The sequence below is a fragment of the Mycobacterium sp. NGS51 genome (assembly GCF_059812525.1).
Genome location: NZ_JCALCV010000003.1, coordinates 272,450 through 291,963 on the forward strand (window position 1 = coordinate 272,450; position 19,514 = coordinate 291,963).

Here is a 19,514-nt window from a genome sequence, read left to right on the forward strand (position 1 = left end):
GGTGATGACGGTGGCTACGGTAGTGCGGCCCAGTACCGTCGACGCAGTACCGCTGCCGACGCTGGCCGCCCAGGTAGGCGCGGTGCCGGCCGAGGGCAGCGCCGTCCCGCAGGTGCAGATCACCGGCGTGACGTTGCGGGCGCAGGACGTGCAGTTCGGAGACCTGTTCGCAGCATTGACGGGCTCCTCCACACATGGCGCCCGTTATGCCGGCGACGCGGTCGAGCGCGGCGCGGTGGCGGTGCTCACCGATGCCGACGGTGTTGCCGAACTGGGTGCCGCGGTCCTCGGACGCGTGCCGGTGCTGATTCACCCGGATCCGCGGCGCGTCCTGGGGGAGCTGGCGGCCACCGTCTATGGACGGCCCTCCGATCGGCTCGTCGTCGTCGGGATCACCGGAACGTCGGGTAAGACCACGACGACCTATCTGCTTGAGGCCGGTTTACGGGCCGCCGGACGCGCGGTCGGGCTGATCGGGACCATCGGCATCCGCATCAACGGGGCCGACGTTCCCAGCGCGCTCACCACACCCGAGGCGCCCGCGCTGCAGGCCCAGCTCGCCGTGATGGCCGAACGCGGTGTGGACACCGTGGTGATGGAAGTGTCCAGTCATGCACTGGCCCTGGGGCGGGTCGACGGAACCACCTTCGCCGTCGGGGGTTTCACCAACTTGTCTCGCGACCACTTGGACTTTCACTCGAGCATGGCCGAGTATTTCGAGGCCAAAGCACGATTGTTCGACGCCGCTTCACCGGTGCACGCCCGTACCGCGGTGGTCTGCATCGACGACGACGCCGGCCGGGTAATGGCCGAGCGCGCGCAGAGCGTGGTCACGCTCAGTGCTGCGGGCCGGGCCGCGGACTGGCGCGCCGAGGGCGTGGCCGCGGACGGCGCCGGGCAACAGTTCACCGCCGTCGACCCGGCCGGCGTGCACCACCGGGTGGGCATTCGGCTGCCGGGAAGCTACAACATCGCCAATGCCCTTCTCGCACTGGCCATCCTGGATGCGCTCGGGGTATCCCCCGAGCAGGCGGCGACCGGCCTCCGCGACACCGCGGTCCCGGGGCGGCTCGAGCAGATCGACCGTGGCCAGGGCTTCCTGGCACTGGTCGACTACGCCCACAAGCCGGGCGCGCTAGGTGCAGTGCTGCAATCGCTGCGCCGCCCCGGCAGCCGGCTGGCGGTGGTCTTCGGGGCCGGCGGCGACCGTGACCCGGGCAAACGGGCACCGATGGGCAGAATCGCCGCGGAGCTGGCCGAGTTGGTCGTCGTCACCGACGACAATCCGCGCGGGGAGGACCCGGCCGCGATTCGCCGTGAGATCCTCGCCGGCGCCGCCGACGCCGCCAGCGCGGCGGAGATCGTCGAAATCGGCGACCGGCGCGCGGCGATCCGGCATGCCGTTGCCTGGGCGGGCCCCGATGACGTCGTGCTGATCACCGGCAAGGGCCATGAAACCGGACAGAGCGGCGGCGGGCACACTCGCCCGTTCGATGACCGGATCGAACTGGCCGCCGCCCTGGAGGCGCGGCGGTGACCGCCGGCGACGATGCAGAGCGGAGCGATGAGGAGGAGCCCCGCCTGTGATAGCCCTGACCGTCGCGCAGATCGCCGAGATCGTCGGCGGCGAGCTGGTCGACATCTCGCCGGAGGCCGCCGCAGCTTTGCACGTGACCGGAACGGTCGAATTCGACTCCCGCAAGATCACGTCCGGTGGTTTGTTTCTGGCTCTGCCGGGGGCCCGTGCCGACGGGCACGACCATGCCGCGGCGGCGGTGACGGCGGGCGCGGTCGCGGTACTGGCCGCGCGGCCGGTCGGCGTGCCGGCGATTGTGGTGCGTCCCGACGCCAACGCCGTCCGCCAAGCCAGCGTGCTCGAGTACGACACCGACGGATCGGGCGCGGCGGTGCTGGCGGCGCTGGCCAAGCTCGCCGCGGCGGTGGCGGCTGAACTCGTCGCGCACGGACTGACCATCGTGGGGATCACCGGCTCGTCGGGCAAGACGTCGACCAAGGACCTGCTGGCTGCCGTGCTCGCCCCACTGGGCGAGGTGATCGCGCCGCCCGGGTCGTTCAACAACGAACTGGGCCATCCCTGGACCGTCCTGCGTGCCAGCGAGAGCACCGACTACTTGGTCTTAGAACTGTCGGCACGCCACCCGGGCAACATCGCCGCGCTGGCCGCGATCGCGCCGCCCACCATCGGGGTGGTCCTGAATGTCGGCACCGCGCACTTGGGCGAGTTCGGCTCCCGGCAAGCCATTGCTGACACTAAATCTGAACTACCACAAGCTATTCCACAATCTGGGGTGGTTGTGCTCAATGTCGACGATCCGGCGGTGGCGGCGATGGCCGACAAAACCGCAGCCCGGGTAGTCAAGGTCAGCCGACAGCCCGCCGACGTATGGGCCGGCCCTGTCACCCTCGACGAGTTGGCCCGGCCGCAATTTACGCTGCATGCCGGCGAGCACGCCGTCGATGTCGGGCTGGCCGTACACGGCGACCACCACGTCAGCAATGCGTTGTGCGCGGCAGCGGTCGCGCTGGAGTGCGGGGCCACCGTCGAACAGGTGGCCACCGCGCTGGCCGGTGCACACCCGGTGTCGCAGCACCGCATGCGGGTGAGCAGCCTCGACGACGGGGTGACCGTCATCGACGATGCCTACAACGCCAACCCGGATTCGATGCGAGCCGGCCTGCAGGCATTGGCTTGGATGGCCCGCGGTGGACGGCGCAGTTGGGCGGTGCTGGGCGAGATGGCCGAACTCGGTGAAGACGCCATATCCGAGCACGACCGCATCGGCCGGCTAGCGGTGCGCTTAGATGTGACTCGACTCATTGTCGTGGGAACAGGGAGGGCTATGAGCGCCATGCACCACGGCGCGGTCATGGAGGGAGCACGGGGCTCAGAAGGCGAAAGAGCGGCCAGCATCGTCGCCGACGCCGATGCCGCCCTGGCACTGCTGCGGGCCGAACTGCAGTCCGGAGATGTGGTGCTGGTCAAGGCCTCTAATGCCGCCGGGCTGGGGGCGCTCGCCGACGCGCTGACGGCAGGCGCCCGGGGCGCTGGCCGATGATTCAAATCCTCATCGCCGTCGGCATCGCGCTGACGGTCTCCATCGTGCTCACCCCGCTGTTGATCCGGATCTTCACCAGGCAGGGATTCGGCCACGAGATCCGCGAGGACGGCCCACCCAGCCACCAGACCAAGCGCGGCACCCCGTCGATGGGCGGGGTGGCGATTCTGGCTGGCATTTGGGCGGGTTACCTGGGCACCCACGTCGTGGGCCTGGCGCTCGACGGCGGGGGGCCGTCCGCATCGGGCCTGCTGGTGCTGTTCTTGGCCACCGCACTGGGCGCCGTCGGATTCGTCGACGACCTGATCGGGATCCGCCGCTCGCGCAACCTCGGGCTGAACAAGACGGCCAAAACGGTGGGGCAGATCACCGCTGCCCTGCTGTTCGGGGTGCTGGTGCTGCAGTTCCGCAACAGTGCCGGCCTGACACCGGGCAGCGCCGATCTGTCCTATGTGCGTGAAATCGCCACCGTCACACTGGCTCCCGGGCTGTTCGTGCTGTTTTGCGTGGTCATGGTCAGCGCCTGGTCCAATGCGGTGAACTTCACTGACGGCCTGGACGGGCTGGCGGCCGGGGCGATGGCGATGGTCACCGCGGCGTACGTGCTGATCACGTTCTGGCAGTACCGCAACGCCTGCGCCACCGCGCCGGGCCTGGGTTGCTACAACGTGCGCGACCCGCTGGACCTGGCACTGATCGCTGCCGCAACGGCCGGCGCCTGTATCGGTTTTTTGTGGTGGAACGCCGCGCCGGCCAAGATCTTCATGGGCGACACCGGATCTCTGGCGCTGGGTGGCATCATCGCCGGGCTGTCAGTGACCAGCCGGACCGAGATCCTCGCGGTGGTGCTCGGTTCGTTGTTCGTCGCCGAGATCGTCTCGGTCGTGCTGCAGATCCTGACGTTTCGCACTACCGGGCGGCGGGTGTTCCGGATGGCGCCCTTTCACCATCACTTCGAGTTGGTCGGCTGGGCCGAAACCACGGTGATCATCCGGTTCTGGCTGTTGACCGCGATCAGTTGCGGCCTGGGTGTGGCGCTGTTCTACAGCGAATGGCTCGCGGCCGCTGGCGACTGACGTGACGCTCGACCCGCTGTTTGCCGGTGCCTCCGTACTAGTCACCGGCGGCGGTATCACCGGAAAGTCGGTGCTGACCGCGTTGGCCTCGCTGGGTGCGACGGCAATCCTGTGCGACGACGACCCGACCACCCGGCAGCTACACGCCGACGCCGGAGTGGCGACCGTGACGCCGTCGGCGGCCGCCGAGCGTATTGGCGATTACGCCCTGGTGATCACCAGCCCGGGTTTCCGGCCGACCGCGCCGGTGCTGGTGGCCGCCGCCGCGGCCGGCATCCCTATCTGGGGCGACGTCGAGCTGGCTTGGCGGCTCGACGCATCCGGTCATTACGGGCCGCCCCGGCGCTGGCTGGCTGTCACCGGCACCAACGGCAAGACCACCACCACGTCGATGTTGCAGGCCATGCTGAGCGCCGCGGGGCTGGACGCCCGGCTCTGCGGCAACATCGGCAAACCGGTGCTGGACGCGCTCCGCGAGCCCGCTGACCTGCTGGCCGTCGAACTGTCCAGCTTTCAGCTGCACTGGGCGCCGTCGGTGCGGCCCGAGGCCGGCGTGGTGCTCAACATCGCCGAGGACCACCTCGACTGGCATGCCACGATGGCCGACTACACCGCCGCCAAGGCGCAGGTGCTCGGCGGTCGGGTGGCCGTCGTCGGGCTGGACGACATCCGGGCGGCCGCGCTGTTGGACAGCGCGCCGGCCCCGGTGCACGTCGGATTCCGCCTCGGCGAACCCGCCGTCGGGCAGCTCGGCGTACGCGACGGCATGCTGATCGACCGAGCTTTCTTCTCCGCCAGCTCCGACGGACTGGCGCTTGCGCCCGCCGCGTCAATACCGGTGCCCGGTCCGGTAGGCGTGCTCGACGCGCTGGCCGCTGCGGCGCTGGCCCGCAGCGTCGGGGTCGGCGCCGACGCGATCGCCGACGCCCTGGCGAGGTTTCAGGTTGGCCGGCATCGCGCAGAGGTCGTCGCCGTCGTCGACGGAATCAGCTACGTCGACGATTCCAAGGCCACCAACCCGCACGCCGCTGAGGCGTCGGTGCTGGCTTACCCGCGGGTGGTGTGGATCGCCGGCGGTCTGCTCAAGGGTGCGTCGATCGACACGACCGTGGCCAGGATCGCAAATCGCCTGGTCGGAGCGGTGCTGATCGGTCGTGACCGGGCCGCGGTTGCCGAGGCGTTATCACGACACGCGCCCGATGTCCCCGTCGTACAGGTTGTGACAGGCGAGGATATTGATATGCATGCGACTGCTGAGTCTTCTGTTACTCCTGTGACAAGAGTTGTTCAGGTGCCCGACGAGGCCGTCGGCAGTCGCGTGATGAGCGCGGCCGTGGCCGCCGCGCGCGATCTGGCCGCTCCCGGCGACACCGTGCTACTGGCGCCGGCTGGCGCATCCTTCGACCAGTTCAGCGGTTATGCCGACCGGGGCGACGCATTCGCGGCCGCCGCACGTGCCACGACTCGGTAGCCACTGGTGAGCAACGCGCTGACCCGGTTACTGCGCCGGGGCACGAAGGGCGGGGAGACGGCGGAGGCGGACGCACCCGACAAGGTCGCCGCCGCCACCAGCGCGTCACGCGGTCCGCGGACCCGGTTCGGCGCCTGGCTGGGCCGGCCCATGACGTCGTTTCACCTGATCATCGCCGTGGCAGCGCTGTTGACCACGCTCGGCCTGACCATGGTGCTCTCGGCGTCTGGCGTGCACTCCTATGACGCCGATGGGTCAGCCTGGATCATCTTCGGTAAGCAAGTGCTGTGGACGGTGGTCGGCCTGATCGCCTGCTATGTGGCGCTGCGGATGCCGGTGCAGTTCATGCGCCGGGTCGCCTTCGCGGGCTTCGCATTCACCATCGTCTTGCTGGTGCTGGTGCTTGTCCCGGGCATCGGCACCATCTCCAACGGCTCCAGCGGGTGGTTCGTGATCCACGGATTCTCGATGCAGCCCTCCGAGCTGACCAAGATCGCCTTCGCCATCTGGGGTGCGCACCTGCTGGCCGCTCGACGCATGGAGCGCGCCACGCTGCGGGAAATGCTGATTCCGCTGGTACCGGCCGCGGTGATCGCACTGGCCTTGATCGTCGCCGAGCCCGACCTGGGGCAGACGGTGTCACTGGGCATCATCCTGCTGGCCCTGCTGTGGTACGCCGGGTTGCCGTTGCGGGTGTTCTGCAGCTCGCTGCTCGCGGTCATGGTGGCGGCGTCGATCCTCGCGGTGTCCGAGGGTTACCGCTCCGACCGGGTCCAATCCTGGCTGAATCCCGGCGCCGACTCACAGGGCTCCGGATACCAGGCCAAACAGGCCAAGTATGCGCTGGCCAACGGCGGCGTATTCGGCGACGGCCTGGGTCAGGGCGCCGCCAAATGGAACTATCTGCCCAATGCCCACAACGACTTCATCTTCGCGATCATCGGCGAGGAACTCGGTTTCGTCGGCGCCTTTGGACTGCTGGCGCTGTTCGGATTGTTCGCCTACACCGGCATGCGGATCGCGCGGCGCTCGGCCGACCCGTTCTTGCGGCTGCTGACCGCCACCATCACCTTGTGGATCGCCGGTCAGGTGTTCATCAACGTGGGCTACGTGATCGGGCTGCTGCCGGTCACCGGGATCCAGCTACCACTCATCTCAGCTGGTGGGACATCCACGGCCACAACACTTCTGATGATCGGAGTGATGGCCAACGCGGCCCGGCACGAACCCGAGGCCGTTGCCGCCCTGCGCGCGGGGCGCGACGACCGGATGAACCGGCTGTTGCGACTGCCGTTGCCCGAGCCGTATTCGCCCACCCGCGTTGAGGCGCTGCGCGACCGCCTGCGGTCCCGCCCGCAACCACCCAAGCAGCAGCGCAAAGCTGACCGGGCCCCGTCGGCCAGCCGATCGGGCAGACCCCCGAAAATGGATCGGCGGGTCCGGGGGTCCGGAAGCGCCGCCCGCCGGTCCGGGGGCCAGCACCCGGAGGCAGGCGCCGCCGCCCGCTTGCGGGGGCGGCATTATGGACGTGAACAGCGCTTCGCCGACCAGCGTCAGCTACGCGGCAAGCGCGCTCGCGCACTGGAAGGTCAGCGTTACGGGTGAACGACTCTGTCACAGAGCCGACCAGCGGGGTGAACAGCGACTCGGGAAGCCGGCCCGGTGGCCGGTCATTGTCGGTGGTGCTCGCTGGCGGCGGCACCGCCGGGCACGTCGAGCCCGCGATGGCCGTCGCTGACGCGCTGGTCGCACTGGATTCGCAGGTCCGGATCACCGCCTTGGGAACCGCGCGGGGCCTGGAAACCAGGCTGGTGCCCGAGCGTGGCTACCGTCTCGAGCTGATCACCCCGGTGCCGTTGCCGCGCAAGCCGACCGGAGATCTGGTCCGGTTGCCGGCGCGGGTGATGCGCGCTGTCCGCCAAACCCGCGCGGTGCTCGACGATGTCAATGCCGATGTGATCATCGGATTCGGTGGATACGTCGCGCTGCCCGCCTACCTCGCCGCCCGTCGCCGTCGCGTTGCGGTGGTGATTCACGAGGCCAACGCCAGTGCCGGGTTGGCCAACCGGGTCGGCGCCCGCAACGCCCGGCGGGTGCTCTCGGCGGTGCCCGACCCCGGCTTGCCGCGCGCCGAAGTGGTCGGCGTGCCGGTCCGCGCGGCGATCACCGCCCTGGACCGCACGGCGTTGCGGGCCGAGGCGCGGGTGCATTTCGGCTTCGCCGACGATGCCCGAGTGCTGCTGGTGTTCGGCGGTTCGCAGGGCGCCGCGTCGATCAACCGGGCCGTCGCGGCGGCCGCCGCAGAGCTGGCCGCCGCCGGAGTGGCGGTGCTGCACGCCTACGGCGCCAAGAACACCATCGAGCTGCGCACCCCAGCGCCCGGCGACCCGCCATATGTCGCCGTGCCCTACCTGAGCCGGATGGACCTGGCGTATGCGGCGGCCGACCTGGCGATCTGCCGCTCCGGGGCGATGACGGTGGCCGAGGTCTCCGCGGTGGGCCTGCCCGCGGTGTACGTGCCGCTGCCGATCGGTAACGGCGAGCAGCGGCTCAACGCGCTCCCGGTGGTCAACGCCGGCGGCGGACTGCTGGTCGCCGACGCCGACCTGACGCCGGGGTTCGTGGCCGAGCAGGTAGCCGCACTGCTGGACGACGCGCCGCGGCTGTCGGCGATGACGGCTGCCGCGGCGCTGGCCGGACACCCCGACGCGGCCGAGCAGGTGGCGCGCGCCGCGCTGGACGTCGCGCGCGAGGCGCGGGACGGAAAGCGCGCCAGAACCGGGCGGGGGCGGCGATGAGCGCCGAGTCGCTGCCACCCGACCTGCAGCGAGTCCACATGGTCGGCATCGGGGGAGCGGGCATGTCGGGGATCGCCCGCATCCTGCTCGACCGCGGCGGGAAAGTGTCGGGATCCGACGCCAAGGAGTCGCGCGGGGTGCGGGCGCTGCGTGCCCGCGGCGCACTGATCCGGATCGGCCACGATGCGTCGTCGCTGGATCTGCTGCCCGGCGGCGCCACCGCGGTCATCACCACGCATGCCGCGATCCCGAAAACCAACCCCGAGCTCGTCGAAGCCCGCCGGCGCGGCATTCCGGTGGTGTTGCGCCCGGCGGTGCTGGCCAAGCTGATGGCCGGGCGCACCACGCTGATGATCACCGGCACGCACGGGAAGACGACGACGACGTCGATGCTCATCGTCGCGCTGCAGCATTGCGGGTGCGACCCGTCCTTCGCGGTCGGCGGCGAGATGGGTGAGGCGGGCACCAACGCCCACCACGGCAGCGGCGACTGCTTTGTCGCCGAGGCCGACGAAAGTGACGGCTCGCTGCTGGAGTACACGCCCAACGTCGCCGTCGTCACCAACATCGAGGCGGACCATCTGGACTTCTTCGGCAGCGCCGATGCCTACGCCGCGGTGTTCGACTCGTTCGTCGAGCGTCTTGCCCCGGGCGGAGCACTCGTCGTCTGCACCGACGATCCCGGCGCGTCGGCGTTGGCCGAACGCACTGCGCCGCTGGGCATTCGGGTGCTTCGCTATGGCAGCGGCGCTCCGGAGCAGTTGAGCGGTGCGCTGCTGTCGTGGGAGCAGCAGGGCACCGGCGCAGTCGCCCACGTCCAGTTGGCCGGGGAAGCCCATCCGCGGGTGATGCGGCTGGCGGTGCCGGGCCGGCACATGGCGCTCAACGCGTTAGGCGCGCTGCTGGCCGCGGTCGAGATCGGCGCGCCGCCCGACGCGGTGCTCGACGGGCTGGCCGGTTTCGAGGGTGTGCGCCGCCGATTCGAGTTGATCGGGACCGCGGGGTCGGTGCGGGTATTCGACGACTACGCACACCACCCGACGGAGATCGGCGCGACGCTGGCGGCCGTGCGCACCCTGCTCGAGCAGGCCGGCAGCGGCCGATCGTTGGTGGTTTTCCAGCCGCATCTGTATTCGCGGACAAAGGATTTCGCTGCCGAGTTCGGCCGCGCACTCAACGGCGCCGACGAGGTTTTCGTGCTCGACGTCTATGCCGCCCGTGAGCAGCCGCTGGCCGGCGTGAGCGGGGCCAGCGTCGCCGAGCATGTCAGCGTGCCGGTGCACTATCTGCCGGATTTCTCGGCCGTCGCCGAGGTGGTGGCCGCGGCGGCCGGCCCGGGCGATGTCGTCGTCACCATGGGTGCCGGCGACGTGACGATGCTCGGGCCGGAGATCGTGACGGCGCTGCGGGTGCGGGCCAACCGCAGCGCGCCGGGCCGGCCGGGGGTGCTGTGGTGAGCGAACCAGACGACAGCCCGACTTCTGAGGCGGTCACCGAACCGATCGCGGCTACGGCGTCAGACCAGGAACCGGTCGAGCAGGCCGGCGACGATGCGGGCGGCGAAGGGCAAGCCGGGCAACCGGAGCCCGTCGAGGGTCCGCGGCGACGCGCACGCAGGGAACGCGCCGAACGTCGCGCCGCGCAGGCCCGCGCCACCGCGATCGAGCAGGCCCGACGAGAGGCCAAGCGGCGGGCCCGCGGAGGCGGTCTCAGCGAACCCAAACCCGTTCCGCGGGGCGCGGTTCGAGGACTGAAAATGGTGCTCGCGTCGGTGCTGGTGGCCCTGGCCGCCACCGGGCTGGGGCTGATCCTCTACTTCACGCCGGTGATGTCTGCGCGCAGCATCATCGTGACCGGGATCGGGGCGGTGACGCGCGACGAGGTGCTCGACGCGGCGAAGGTCCGACTCGGAACCCCGCTGCTGCAGATCAACACCGACGGGGTCGCCGACCGGGTGGCCGCGATTCGGCGGGTGGCCAGCGCGCGGGTGCAGCGCCAATACCCGTCGGCGCTGCGGATCACGATCGTCGAGCGGGTTCCGGTGGTGGTCAAAGACTTTCCCGACGGGCCGCATCTCTACGACCGCGACGGGGTCGACTTCGCCACCGCGCCGCCGCCGCCGGCGTTGCCCTATATCGACGTCGATAACCCCGGGCCGAACGACCCGGCCACCAAGGCGGCGCTCGAGGTACTGACCGCGTTGCGCCCCGAGGTGGCCGGTCAGGTGGGCCGGATCGCGGCGCCGTCCGTCGCCTCGATCACGCTGACGCTGGCCGACGGGCGCACGGTGATCTGGGGGACCACCGACCGCACCGAGGAAAAGGCCGAGAAGCTGGCGGCGCTGTTGACCCAGCCGGGGCGGACCTACGACGTATCCAGCCCAGATCTGCCGACGGTCAAGTAGTCGCGACCCGCCACGCAGCCCGCAGCGCCACTCCAACGCTCGGCATGGTCCGGCAAAAATTGGCCGAAATTCGCCCGCAACGTTTCGGCGCGCCTGCGTCGATCGCGTCCGCCGTGCCCATACCGTTCTGTTTGCGCGAAACAACTTGACATAACTCTAAGCCTCTAGTTGAGGTTGAGGTTTGCCAGGAGTGGACCGCCACACCAAGCCGAGTCCCATCTAGGGAGGAAGACGCAATGATGACCCCCCCGCACAACTACCTGGCCGTCATCAAAGTCGTGGGCATCGGCGGCGGTGGTGTCAACGCCGTCAACCGGATGATCGAACAGGGCCTCAAAGGCGTGGAGTTCATCGCCATCAACACCGACGCCCAGGCGCTGTTGATGAGCGACGCTGACGTCAAGCTCGATGTCGGCCGCGACTCCACCCGCGGCCTGGGCGCCGGCGCCGACCCCGAGGTCGGGCGACGGGCGGCCGAGGACGCCAAAGACGAGATCGAAGAGCTGCTCCGCGGCGCCGACATGGTGTTTGTCACCGCCGGTGAAGGCGGCGGCACCGGCACCGGCGGAGCTCCAGTAGTGGCCAGCATCTCGCGCAAGCTCGGGGCGCTGACCGTCGGCGTCGTCACCCGGCCGTTCTCGTTTGAGGGCAAGCGACGCAGCACCCAAGCCGAAAACGGCATCGCGGCACTACGGGAAAGCTGCGACACCCTGATCGTGATCCCCAACGACCGGCTGCTGCAGATGGGCGACGCCGCCGTGTCGCTGATGGATGCCTTCCGCAGCGCCGACGAGGTACTGCTCAACGGGGTGCAGGGCATCACCGACCTGATCACCACCCCGGGGCTGATCAACGTCGACTTCGCCGACGTCAAGGGCGTCATGTCCGGCGCCGGCAGCGCGCTGATGGGCATCGGCTCGGCCCGCGGCGAAGGCCGGGCGCTCAAGGCTGCCGAGGTCGCGATCAACTCTCCGCTACTGGAAGCCTCGATGGAGGGCGCGCAGGGCGTTCTGCTGTCGATCGCCGGCGGCAGCGATCTGGGCCTGTTCGAGATCAACGAGGCGGCCTCGCTGGTGCAAGACGCTGCCCATCAAGACGCCAACATCATTTTCGGCACGGTCATCGACGACTCGCTGGGCGACGAAGTGCGCATCACGGTCATCGCAGCGGGCTTCGACGCCACCGGACCGGGTCGCAAACCGATCGTCGGCAGCGGTCAGGCGCAAGCCCAGACCATCGCGTCGGCCAAGGCGGGCAAGGTCACCTCGTCGCTGTTCGAGCCGGCCGACGCGCTCAGCATGCCGTTGCAGACCAACGGTTCGACGCTGGATATCGGCGGCGACGACGACGAGGACGTCGACGTGCCGCCTTTCATGCGGCGCTAGCCCGCCGACGATACTGGGCAGGTGAGCGTTCGCATCCGGCGCGTGACGACCACCCGGTCGGGCGGTGTCTCGGCGCCGCCGTTCGACAGCTTCAACCTCGGTGACCATGTCGGTGACGACCCCGCTGCGGTGGCCGCCAATCGGGCCCGGCTGGCCGCAGCGCTCGGCCTCGGTGCCGATCGGGTGATCTGGATGAATCAAGTGCACAGTGACCGGGTCGAGGTGGTCGACGGGCCGCGCAGCTTACCGGTGAACGACACCGATGCCTTGGTGACCAAAACGCCGCGGCTGGCGCTGGCCGCGTTGAGTGCCGATTGCGTGCCGGTGTTGATGGCCGACGCGCGTGCCGGGGTGGTCGCTGCCGTGCATGCCGGACGCGTCGGTGCGGCGGGCGGCGTCGTGGCCCGTGCGCTGGAAGCCATGCTGACCCTCGGCGCGCAGACCAAGGACGTTTCCGCGCTGCTGGGCCCGGCGGTCAGCGGCCGCAACTACGAAGTGCCCGCCGCAATGGCCGACGAGGTCGAAGCGGCGCTGCCGGGCAGTCGGACCACCACCTCGGCCGGCACGCCCGGATTGGACCTTCGAGCCGGAATCACTTGCCAGCTCAAGAATTTGGGCGTAACGGCCATCGACGTCGACCCGCGCTGCACGGTGGACGACCCCAGCCTGTTCAGCCATCGCCGTGACGCGCCCACCGGGCGGCTGGCGTCGGTGGTGTGGATGCAATGAGTGCGGCGGCGGCAAACTTCTCACCGCACCGGGAGCGGGAATCGGAATTGGCCGACGCTTTGCGTGCACTGCGGGCGCGGCTTGCGGCAGCCGCGGACGCGGCTGAACGGAATGTGGACGGAATTGAACTGCTGCCGATAACCAAATTCTTTCCCGCAACAGATGTGGCGATTTTGTCGGGATTGGGGTGTCGCGCCTTTGGCGAATCCCGCGAGCAGGAGGCCGCGGCGAAGGTGGATGAAGTCGCCGGATTGCTGGGCCGCGATCGACCCGGGGTGGAGTGGCACATGGTGGGCCAGATTCAGCGCAACAAGGTCGGGTCGCTGGCCAACTGGGCGCACACCGCCCATTCGGTCAGCAGCGCCCGAATAGTCGATGCCCTCGACCGCGCCGTTGGTGCGGCGCTGCGTGAGCATCGCCGAACGGCACCGCTGCGCGTCTATGTCCAGATCAGCCTCGACGGCGACGTGTCGCGCGGCGGCGTCGACGTCACCCAGCCTGCGGCCGTCGACGAAGTCTGCTCCCGGGTGGACGAGGCCGAATACCTGGAACTCGTTGGCCTGATGGGCATCCCGCCGCTGGACTGGGAGCCCGACAGAGCTTTCGACCGGCTGCAATCCGAGCACGAGCGGGTACGCGAGGCGCATCCGAATGCCGCGGGATTGTCGGCCGGTATGTCAAACGACCTGGAAACGGCGGTCAAACATGGTTCGACGTGTGTGCGTGTCGGTACCGCGTTATTGGGTCGAAGACCGCTACCGTCACCGTGAATAGTCACTCCAGTCACATCTTCATCACAGACACCACATCTTCAGCAGCCTAGAAGGGGTCCCGCGATGAGCACACTGCACAAGGTCAAGGCCTACTTCGGTATGGCTCCGATGGAGGACTACGACGACGAGTACTACGACGACGACCGCGCGCCAGCGCGTCCGGGCTATGGGCGTCAGCGGTTCGCCGAAGATGGCTACGGCCGCTACGAAGACCGCTTCGACGGGCACGACTACGACGATCCGCGCAGCGAACCGGGGGACTATCCACCCGGCAGCTACCGGGGCGGTTACTCCGACGACCATCGTTTCCGGCCGCGCGACTACGAGCGCACCGAGTTGTCCCGGCCGCGGTTCGCCTCGCTGCGGTCAGCCACTCGCGGTGCGTTGGCGATGGACCCGCGTCGGATGGCGATGCTCTTCGATGAGGGCAGCCCGTTGTCGAAGATCACCACGCTGCGGCCCAAGGACTACAGCGAGGCCCGCACCATCGGCGAGCGGTTCCGCGACGGCACCCCGGTGATCATGGACCTGGTGTCGATGGACAACGCCGACGCCAAACGCCTTGTCGACTTCGCCGCGGGGTTGGCCTTCGCGCTGCGCGGCTCCTTCGACAAAGTCGCCACCAAGGTGTTTTTGCTCTCACCCGCCGACGTCGACGTGTCGCCCGAGGAACGTCGCCGGATTGCCGAGACCGGCTTCTACGCGTACCAGTAAGGACCGCGCGCCGCGGCTACGGCGTAGGCAGCGTCTCGCCTCGTGTACGGCTCGCCGGAGCGAGTCGGTAGGCTGACGGTCATCGTGCCGGCCGCGGTCGGTGCTGTCGTGATCGTCACATCCTCATCAGTAAGGTCGGGCTCTCGTTGGCGCTGTTCATCCACATCCTGGGTTTTGCGCTATTCATCTTTTGGCTGCTGCTGATCGCTCGGATCGTCGTCGAGTTCATCCGGTCGTTCAGCCGCGACTGGCGGCCGCGCGGTCTCACGGTGGTGATTCTGGAGATCATCATGTCGATCACCGATCCACCGGTGAAGCTGCTGCGCCGGCTCATACCGCAGCTCACCATCGGCGCCGTCCGTTTCGACCTGTCCATCATGGTGCTGATGCTGGTGGCGTTCGTCGCCTCGCAAATCGCACTCGATTACTCGGGGTAGCCACGGTCCGCGCTGCTCTCGGCCGGGCGGGCAGCGTCGCTTAACTGCGTTTGGGTCAGTGCATTTCGTTGTCTTATCGCCCTGATCTCGTGTTTCTTAAAGATTGAAATTCGGTCTTATTTATTGACCGATTCGGCAACCGGCGGGTCTGGTGTGACAGGATGGGCCGCAGTTGCAGTATGGCTACCACACCGTTCATACCGATCTAGACTTTCCAGGTTGGTTTGATCGTCCAGACTCGAGGGGGCAAACAATGCCGCTGACACCAGCCGACGTTCACAATGTGGCGTTCAGTAAGCCGCCCATCGGCAAGCGCGGCTACAACGAAGACGAAGTCGACGCCTTCCTCGACTTGGTGGAGAACGAGCTGACCAGGCTGATCGAGGAGAACGCCGATCTGCGTCAGCGGGTCAACGAACTCGACCAAGAGCTGGCCGGCGCCCGCTCCGGTGGCGGCGCTCAGACCAGCCAGGCCATGCCCGTCTACGAGCCCGAACCGGAACCGGAGCCCGCCAGGCCCGCACCACAGCCGGCCGCCGCTCCCGCAGCCTCGACCAGCGAGGAACAGGCCATGAAGGCCGCCAAGGTGCTCAGCTTGGCCCAGGACACCGCCGACCGGCTGACCAGCACGGCCAAAGCCGAGTCCGACAAACTGATGGCCGACGCCCGTGCCAACGCCGACCAAATCCTCACCGAGGCCCGGCGGGAAGCGGACACTGCCGTCGCAGAAGCCCGGCAGCGCGCCGACGCGATGCTCGGCGACGCACAGACTCGATCGGAGACCCAGCTGCGCCAGGCCCAAGAAAAGGCCGACGCACTGCAGGCCGATGCCGAGCGTAAGCACTCCGAGATCATGGGCACCATCAACCAACAGCGCACCGTGCTGGAAGGCCGCCTCGAGCAGCTGCGCACCTTCGAACGCGAGTACCGCACCCGGCTCAAGACCTACCTGGAATCACAGCTCGAGGAGCTGGGCCAGCGCGGATCGGCGGCTCCGGTCGACTCAAGCGCAACCAACGATGCCGGGGGGTTCAACCAGTTCAATCGGGGTAATAACTAAGCAGCCGAAGGCGGCGGACCGGACGGTCCGTATCGTGCAGTCTTGGCAACAATGATGCATGCCCCCGCGGCTGGAGGTTAACCGATGCTGATTATTGCGCTGGTGCTAGCGGTGATAGGTCTTGCCGCGCTGGTGTTCGCCGTCGTCACCAGCAACGAGCTGGTGGCCTGGGTCTGCATCGCGGCCAGTGTGCTGGGCGTCGTGCTGTTGATCATCGATGCGCTACAGGAACGGCGGCGACGCGCGGCCGACACAGCCGCCGATAAGCCCGCCGAGGCCGAGGGAGCGCAGCGCGAAGTCAGCAGCGCCAGCGAGAGTGGCGCCGACGAGAACGCCTATGCCGACTATCCCGAGGACGCTGCCGACGAAGGCGAGGGATCCGTACCCAACGGTGTGGGCACTAGCCAACAGTCGGCCCAGTCAACCGAGCCCCGGCCCGAGGACGAGGAATAAACAACCCCGCCGGTCATTCCATCGTGACGGTCGCAGTCGCGAGCAGCTCGCGGACCTCCTCGTCGGTCACCTGATGAAAGTCGGCGAACACCTGCCCGACCGCCTCGAAGTCGGACGGCATGGTCGCACAGATCACGTCGTCGGCTTCCTGCGCCAGCTGGTCGCAAGCTGACGGCGGCCCCACCGGCACAGCAACAACCACGGACTTGGGACCGATTGCTTTCAGCGCTCGCACTGCGGCCAGCATGCTTGCGCCGGTGGCGATTCCGTCGTCAACCAGGATCACCGTCTTACCGCGCGGGTCGGTGAGCGGTCGTCCGCCGCGATAAAGCTGCTCGCGCCGCCGCAGTTCGGCGGCCTCTCGGTCGATTACCGCGCGGACCTGCTCGTCACTGACGCCCAGGCTGGACAGCACATTGTCGTTCATCACGATGCCGCCGCCGCTGGCCAGCGCGCCCATCGCCAACTCGGGCCATTGCGGCACGCCCAGTTTGCGGACCAGGAACACGTCCAACTCGGCTCGCAGGGCAGCGGCGACCTCCCAGGCGACCGGAACGCCGCCGCGGGCCAGTCCGAGTATGAGTACCGCGCTGTCGCGCCGGTATGACGACAGCTGCTCGGCCAGTGCGCGGCCGGCTTCCCGGCGGTCACTGAATGTGCGCCGGGACTCCCGGTGCAAAAAGCCACTCGATCGGTTCATAGGTCGCAACTCGCGGTTTCTGTGGCGCGTTGGCCGTTACCAGCCTACGGCTGAAGTCATCGCCATACTGCGGCTTCCCCGCCACAGCACCGCCGAAACGCGGTCCGCCGCGGCCGCACCGTCTCCGCCCGTGCCCCGGCCCCTATGGCAGCGGTAGGCACTGCGACGTAACAGCCTGTAGGCCAATGATATTGGCGGCAGCGGTTTGAGATCGGCTCGCGCGGAGCACTCTGTCGACGTGGTGAACGGCGCGGATGTCGGCGTAGTCGGCGCCGGAATCGTCGGGCTCTCGACGGCCTGGGCGTTGACCGAAGCCGGCGCATCGGTTCGGGTGTACGAACGCGGCGTCCCAGGCAATGGTCAGTCCGGTGGCGAATCGCGGATTTTCCGCCACGCGCACGATGACCCGAGGTTGGTTGCGTTCGCGCGGGACAGCCGAACAGTGTGGGACGAGTGGGCCGAGCGGCTGGGCAGTGAGCTGGTCGCGGGTGACGGCGCGGTTGCGATCGGCCCGGCCGTGGAGCGACGGCTGCCGATTCTCGAGCAGGCCGGCGGAATCCGCGTTCGGCGGATCGGGTCCGACGAACTCGCCGAGCGATTACCGGTGCTGGCCCGTTACGACGGCCCTGCGATGCTCGATGAGGCCGGCGGGGCCATCCGGGTGCGTGCCGCGATCGACGCGCTCACCGGCTGGATCGGGGACAGTCTGGTTGCCGAGGAGGTGATCACCATCCGGCCGACCCGCCGCGACACCGTCGAGGTGGTGTGCGGCGGAAGCCGCGCCGAGCACGCCCGAGTCGTCGTGTGCGCCGGACGCGAAACGGCGCGACTGGCCCGCAGCATCGGTCTGGCCCTGCCGGTGCGGTTGGCCGCGCATGCCCGCCTGACTTTCGAGGTGCGCGGCCAGGCGCCGCTGCTGTCCTGCCTACAAGACAGCAGCGGTGAGTTCGGCGAAACCGGAACCTATGCTGCGGCGACACCCGGAAACCATTGCTACGCCGTCGGTTTGAGCGAGGCCACGGCGGCCAACGATGACGGCAGCTTCACCCATCCGGCGGAGCTCGTCACGCTGGCCGACCGGGCCGGCCAGTACGTGCGACGCGCGCTTCCCGGACTTGACCCTCGGCCCGTGGACGCCCGGTACTGCTGGGTGACGACGCTGCCATGGAGCGATGACGGCTTCGCCGCCTGGGAGCACGCGGGCATCTTCTTCGTCGCCGGCCACAACTTGTTCAAACAGGCGCCTGCACTCGGCAGAGCGCTCGCGCAGTTGGCGCTTGGTCAGGAACCCGGCATCGACCTGCGGGCCGAGTGCGCACTCGGCCGGCCGCCCGCCGCGGCGTCGTAATCGGTCTCCGAGGGGGAGTTCACGCCCTGCTGACGCGTGCTACGTAGTCACACTGCCGTGGTGCCGCCGTCGACAATCAACTCCATACCATTGACATAGCTTGAATCGTCCGAGGCGAGGAACAGTGCGGCTGTTGCAATCTCCTCAGGGCGGCCCATCTTTCCCCGCGGGATCAGGAACCTTGCCGTCAAGCTTTCCCATGATCACTCCACCGGGCGATGACCTGGTCGGCGAAATCGAGCATCTGGTCAAGGGTGGGGAACAATGCGAAGGCATCCACGATCGCCTCATCGGCGCCGGACTTGGCGAGGCGCTCGAGCCTGTCGGCAACAGCGTCAACGGACGTGCCCGGTTCGAGGTTGATCCGCATGGCCGTCTTCAGCGCGTCCGGATCGCGGCCGGCGTCCTTCGCCGCACGGCGCGCAATCGACCACAAGTGGTCGGTGACCTCGTCCTGCAGCCCCTCGACCCCGAGCCAGCCGGTGCCGCTGCGACCGACCCGGCGCATCGCGGCCTCGCTGGCACCGCCGACCCAGATGGGCGGACCGCCGGCTTGGACCGGGCGCAGGTCGGCATGGACCGGCGGCAGGGAGAAGAACTCGCTCTCCCAGGACACCGGGGTGGTCGTCCACCACTCGTGCAGGAAGGCCAGCAGGTCATCGAGCATCTGCCCGCGCCGGCGCCAGTCCGCGCTGCGGGCGATGTCGTGTTCGTCCTTCATCCACCCGATTCCCACGCCAACGTCAAGGCGGCCGTCGCTGAGCACGTCGAGCGTGGTCAGCAGCCGGGCCAGGTGAACCGGCTCGTAGTAGAACGTGCTGAGCGTGCTGGCGTTCAGCCGCACCCGGTTGGTCGCCGTCGCGGCGACCGTCCACAGCAGCACCGGATCGAGGTAACGGGTCATCTGCGGCGGGTAGGGCTGCTCTTTGCCCGGATAGGTGCTGTGCATATCAACCGGCGTGACCAGTCGATCGCCGACCCACAGGGTGTCATAGCCAAGGTCCTCGAGTCCGCGGCAGAACGCGCTCAGACCAGCGGCGCTGCTGACAGCAGGCCCAACCATGGGAAGTGCGAAACCGAGCTTCATCG

Annotated in this window: 18 protein-coding genes and 1 pseudogene; 16 read left to right on the forward strand and 3 right to left on the reverse strand. The window is 68.6% G+C overall.

The window, feature by feature from the left end; translation table 11 throughout:
* Positions 1–4: 4 nt before the first annotated feature.
* The 15 genes from AC5Y5W_RS05640 (at position 5) to AC5Y5W_RS05710 (ending at position 16,377) form a co-directional block, all read left to right on the forward strand.
* Positions 5–1,537 (forward strand): UDP-N-acetylmuramoyl-L-alanyl-D-glutamate--2,6-diaminopimelate ligase, encoded by a 1,533-nt coding sequence (locus tag AC5Y5W_RS05640; RefSeq protein ID WP_500009049.1) that lies wholly within the window; start codon positions 5–7, stop codon positions 1,535–1,537.
* A gap of 46 nt (positions 1,538–1,583) precedes the next feature.
* Positions 1,584–3,077, forward strand: coding sequence for a UDP-N-acetylmuramoyl-tripeptide--D-alanyl-D-alanine ligase (locus AC5Y5W_RS05645; RefSeq protein ID WP_500009050.1), 1,494 nt, complete (start codon positions 1,584–1,586; stop codon positions 3,075–3,077).
* Complete coding sequence (gene mraY, locus AC5Y5W_RS05650; RefSeq protein ID WP_500009051.1) at positions 3,074–4,153, forward strand: phospho-N-acetylmuramoyl-pentapeptide-transferase; 1,080 nt, start codon at positions 3,074–3,076, stop codon at positions 4,151–4,153. Before AC5Y5W_RS05645 ends, mraY begins: the two co-directional genes overlap by 4 nt.
* Position 4,154: 1 nt before the next feature.
* Positions 4,155–5,624, forward strand: a complete 1,470-nt coding sequence (gene murD, locus AC5Y5W_RS05655; protein ID WP_500009052.1) for a UDP-N-acetylmuramoyl-L-alanine--D-glutamate ligase — start codon at positions 4,155–4,157, stop codon at positions 5,622–5,624.
* Positions 5,625–5,630: 6 nt separating this feature from the next.
* Positions 5,631–7,229, forward strand: coding sequence for a putative lipid II flippase FtsW (ftsW, locus tag AC5Y5W_RS05660; protein WP_500009053.1), 1,599 nt, complete (start codon positions 5,631–5,633; stop codon positions 7,227–7,229).
* On the forward strand, positions 7,226–8,422 hold the full coding sequence (murG, locus tag AC5Y5W_RS05665) for an undecaprenyldiphospho-muramoylpentapeptide beta-N-acetylglucosaminyltransferase (RefSeq protein WP_500009054.1): 1,197 nt from the start codon (positions 7,226–7,228) through the stop codon (positions 8,420–8,422). The genes ftsW and murG overlap by 4 nt, the downstream gene beginning before the upstream one ends.
* Positions 8,419–9,879 carry a UDP-N-acetylmuramate--L-alanine ligase gene (gene murC / locus AC5Y5W_RS05670; protein ID WP_500009055.1) on the forward strand — a complete coding sequence of 487 codons (1,461 nt, stop codon included), beginning with the start codon at positions 8,419–8,421 and terminating at the stop codon, positions 9,877–9,879. The genes murG and murC overlap by 4 nt, the downstream gene beginning before the upstream one ends.
* Entirely contained in the window at positions 9,873–10,826 is a 954-nt protein-coding gene (locus AC5Y5W_RS05675; RefSeq protein WP_500009057.1) for a cell division protein FtsQ/DivIB, read from the forward strand. The genes murC and AC5Y5W_RS05675 overlap by 7 nt, the downstream gene beginning before the upstream one ends.
* Before the next feature lie 239 nt (positions 10,827–11,065).
* A complete protein-coding gene (ftsZ, locus tag AC5Y5W_RS05680) occupies positions 11,066–12,211 on the forward strand; it encodes a cell division protein FtsZ (protein WP_500009112.1) in 1,146 nt (381 codons plus the stop codon).
* 21 nt (positions 12,212–12,232) lie between these two features.
* A complete protein-coding gene (gene pgeF, locus AC5Y5W_RS05685) occupies positions 12,233–12,940 on the forward strand; it encodes a peptidoglycan editing factor PgeF (RefSeq protein ID WP_500009058.1) in 708 nt (235 codons plus the stop codon).
* Entirely contained in the window at positions 12,937–13,710 is a 774-nt protein-coding gene (locus tag AC5Y5W_RS05690) for a YggS family pyridoxal phosphate-dependent enzyme (protein ID WP_500009113.1), read from the forward strand. The genes pgeF and AC5Y5W_RS05690 overlap by 4 nt, the downstream gene beginning before the upstream one ends.
* 66 nt (positions 13,711–13,776) lie before the next feature.
* On the forward strand, positions 13,777–14,427 hold the full coding sequence (locus tag AC5Y5W_RS05695; protein ID WP_499884138.1) for a cell division protein SepF: 651 nt from the start codon (positions 13,777–13,779) through the stop codon (positions 14,425–14,427).
* 146 nt (positions 14,428–14,573) lie between these two features.
* Complete coding sequence (locus AC5Y5W_RS05700) at positions 14,574–14,864, forward strand: YggT family protein (protein ID WP_499884137.1); 291 nt, start codon at positions 14,574–14,576, stop codon at positions 14,862–14,864.
* Positions 14,865–15,117: 253 nt separating this feature from the next.
* Complete coding sequence (gene wag31 / locus AC5Y5W_RS05705; RefSeq protein WP_500009059.1) at positions 15,118–15,924, forward strand: DivIVA-like cell division protein Wag31; 807 nt, start codon at positions 15,118–15,120, stop codon at positions 15,922–15,924.
* Positions 15,925–16,008: 84 nt separating this feature from the next.
* Complete coding sequence (locus AC5Y5W_RS05710; RefSeq protein WP_500009061.1) at positions 16,009–16,377, forward strand: hypothetical protein; 369 nt, start codon at positions 16,009–16,011, stop codon at positions 16,375–16,377.
* Between the two features lie 13 nt (positions 16,378–16,390).
* On the opposite strand, the gene AC5Y5W_RS05715 is transcribed toward AC5Y5W_RS05710, so the two are convergent.
* A complete protein-coding gene (locus AC5Y5W_RS05715; RefSeq protein ID WP_500009062.1) occupies positions 16,391–17,077 on the reverse strand; it encodes a phosphoribosyltransferase in 687 nt (228 codons plus the stop codon).
* Positions 17,078–17,315: 238 nt separating this feature from the next.
* Here AC5Y5W_RS05715 and AC5Y5W_RS05720 point away from each other — a divergent pair, with 238 nt between their 5' ends.
* Positions 17,316–18,425 carry an NAD(P)/FAD-dependent oxidoreductase gene (locus AC5Y5W_RS05720; protein WP_500009063.1) on the forward strand — a complete coding sequence of 370 codons (1,110 nt, stop codon included), beginning with the start codon at positions 17,316–17,318 and terminating at the stop codon, positions 18,423–18,425.
* 47 nt (positions 18,426–18,472) lie between these two features.
* Here the strand turns inward: AC5Y5W_RS05720 and AC5Y5W_RS05725 are convergent.
* Both AC5Y5W_RS05725 and AC5Y5W_RS05730 read right to left on the reverse strand, forming a co-directional pair.
* Positions 18,473–18,604 (reverse strand): annotated as a pseudogene (locus AC5Y5W_RS05725) (SDR family oxidoreductase); the annotation flags it as partial.
* Between the two features lie 8 nt (positions 18,605–18,612).
* The gene (locus AC5Y5W_RS05730) at positions 18,613–19,512 is read right to left on the reverse strand and encodes a TIGR03619 family F420-dependent LLM class oxidoreductase (RefSeq protein ID WP_500009064.1); all 900 of its coding nucleotides are present in this window, start codon (positions 19,510–19,512) and stop codon (positions 18,613–18,615) included.
* Between the last annotated feature and the right edge of the window lie 2 nt (positions 19,513–19,514).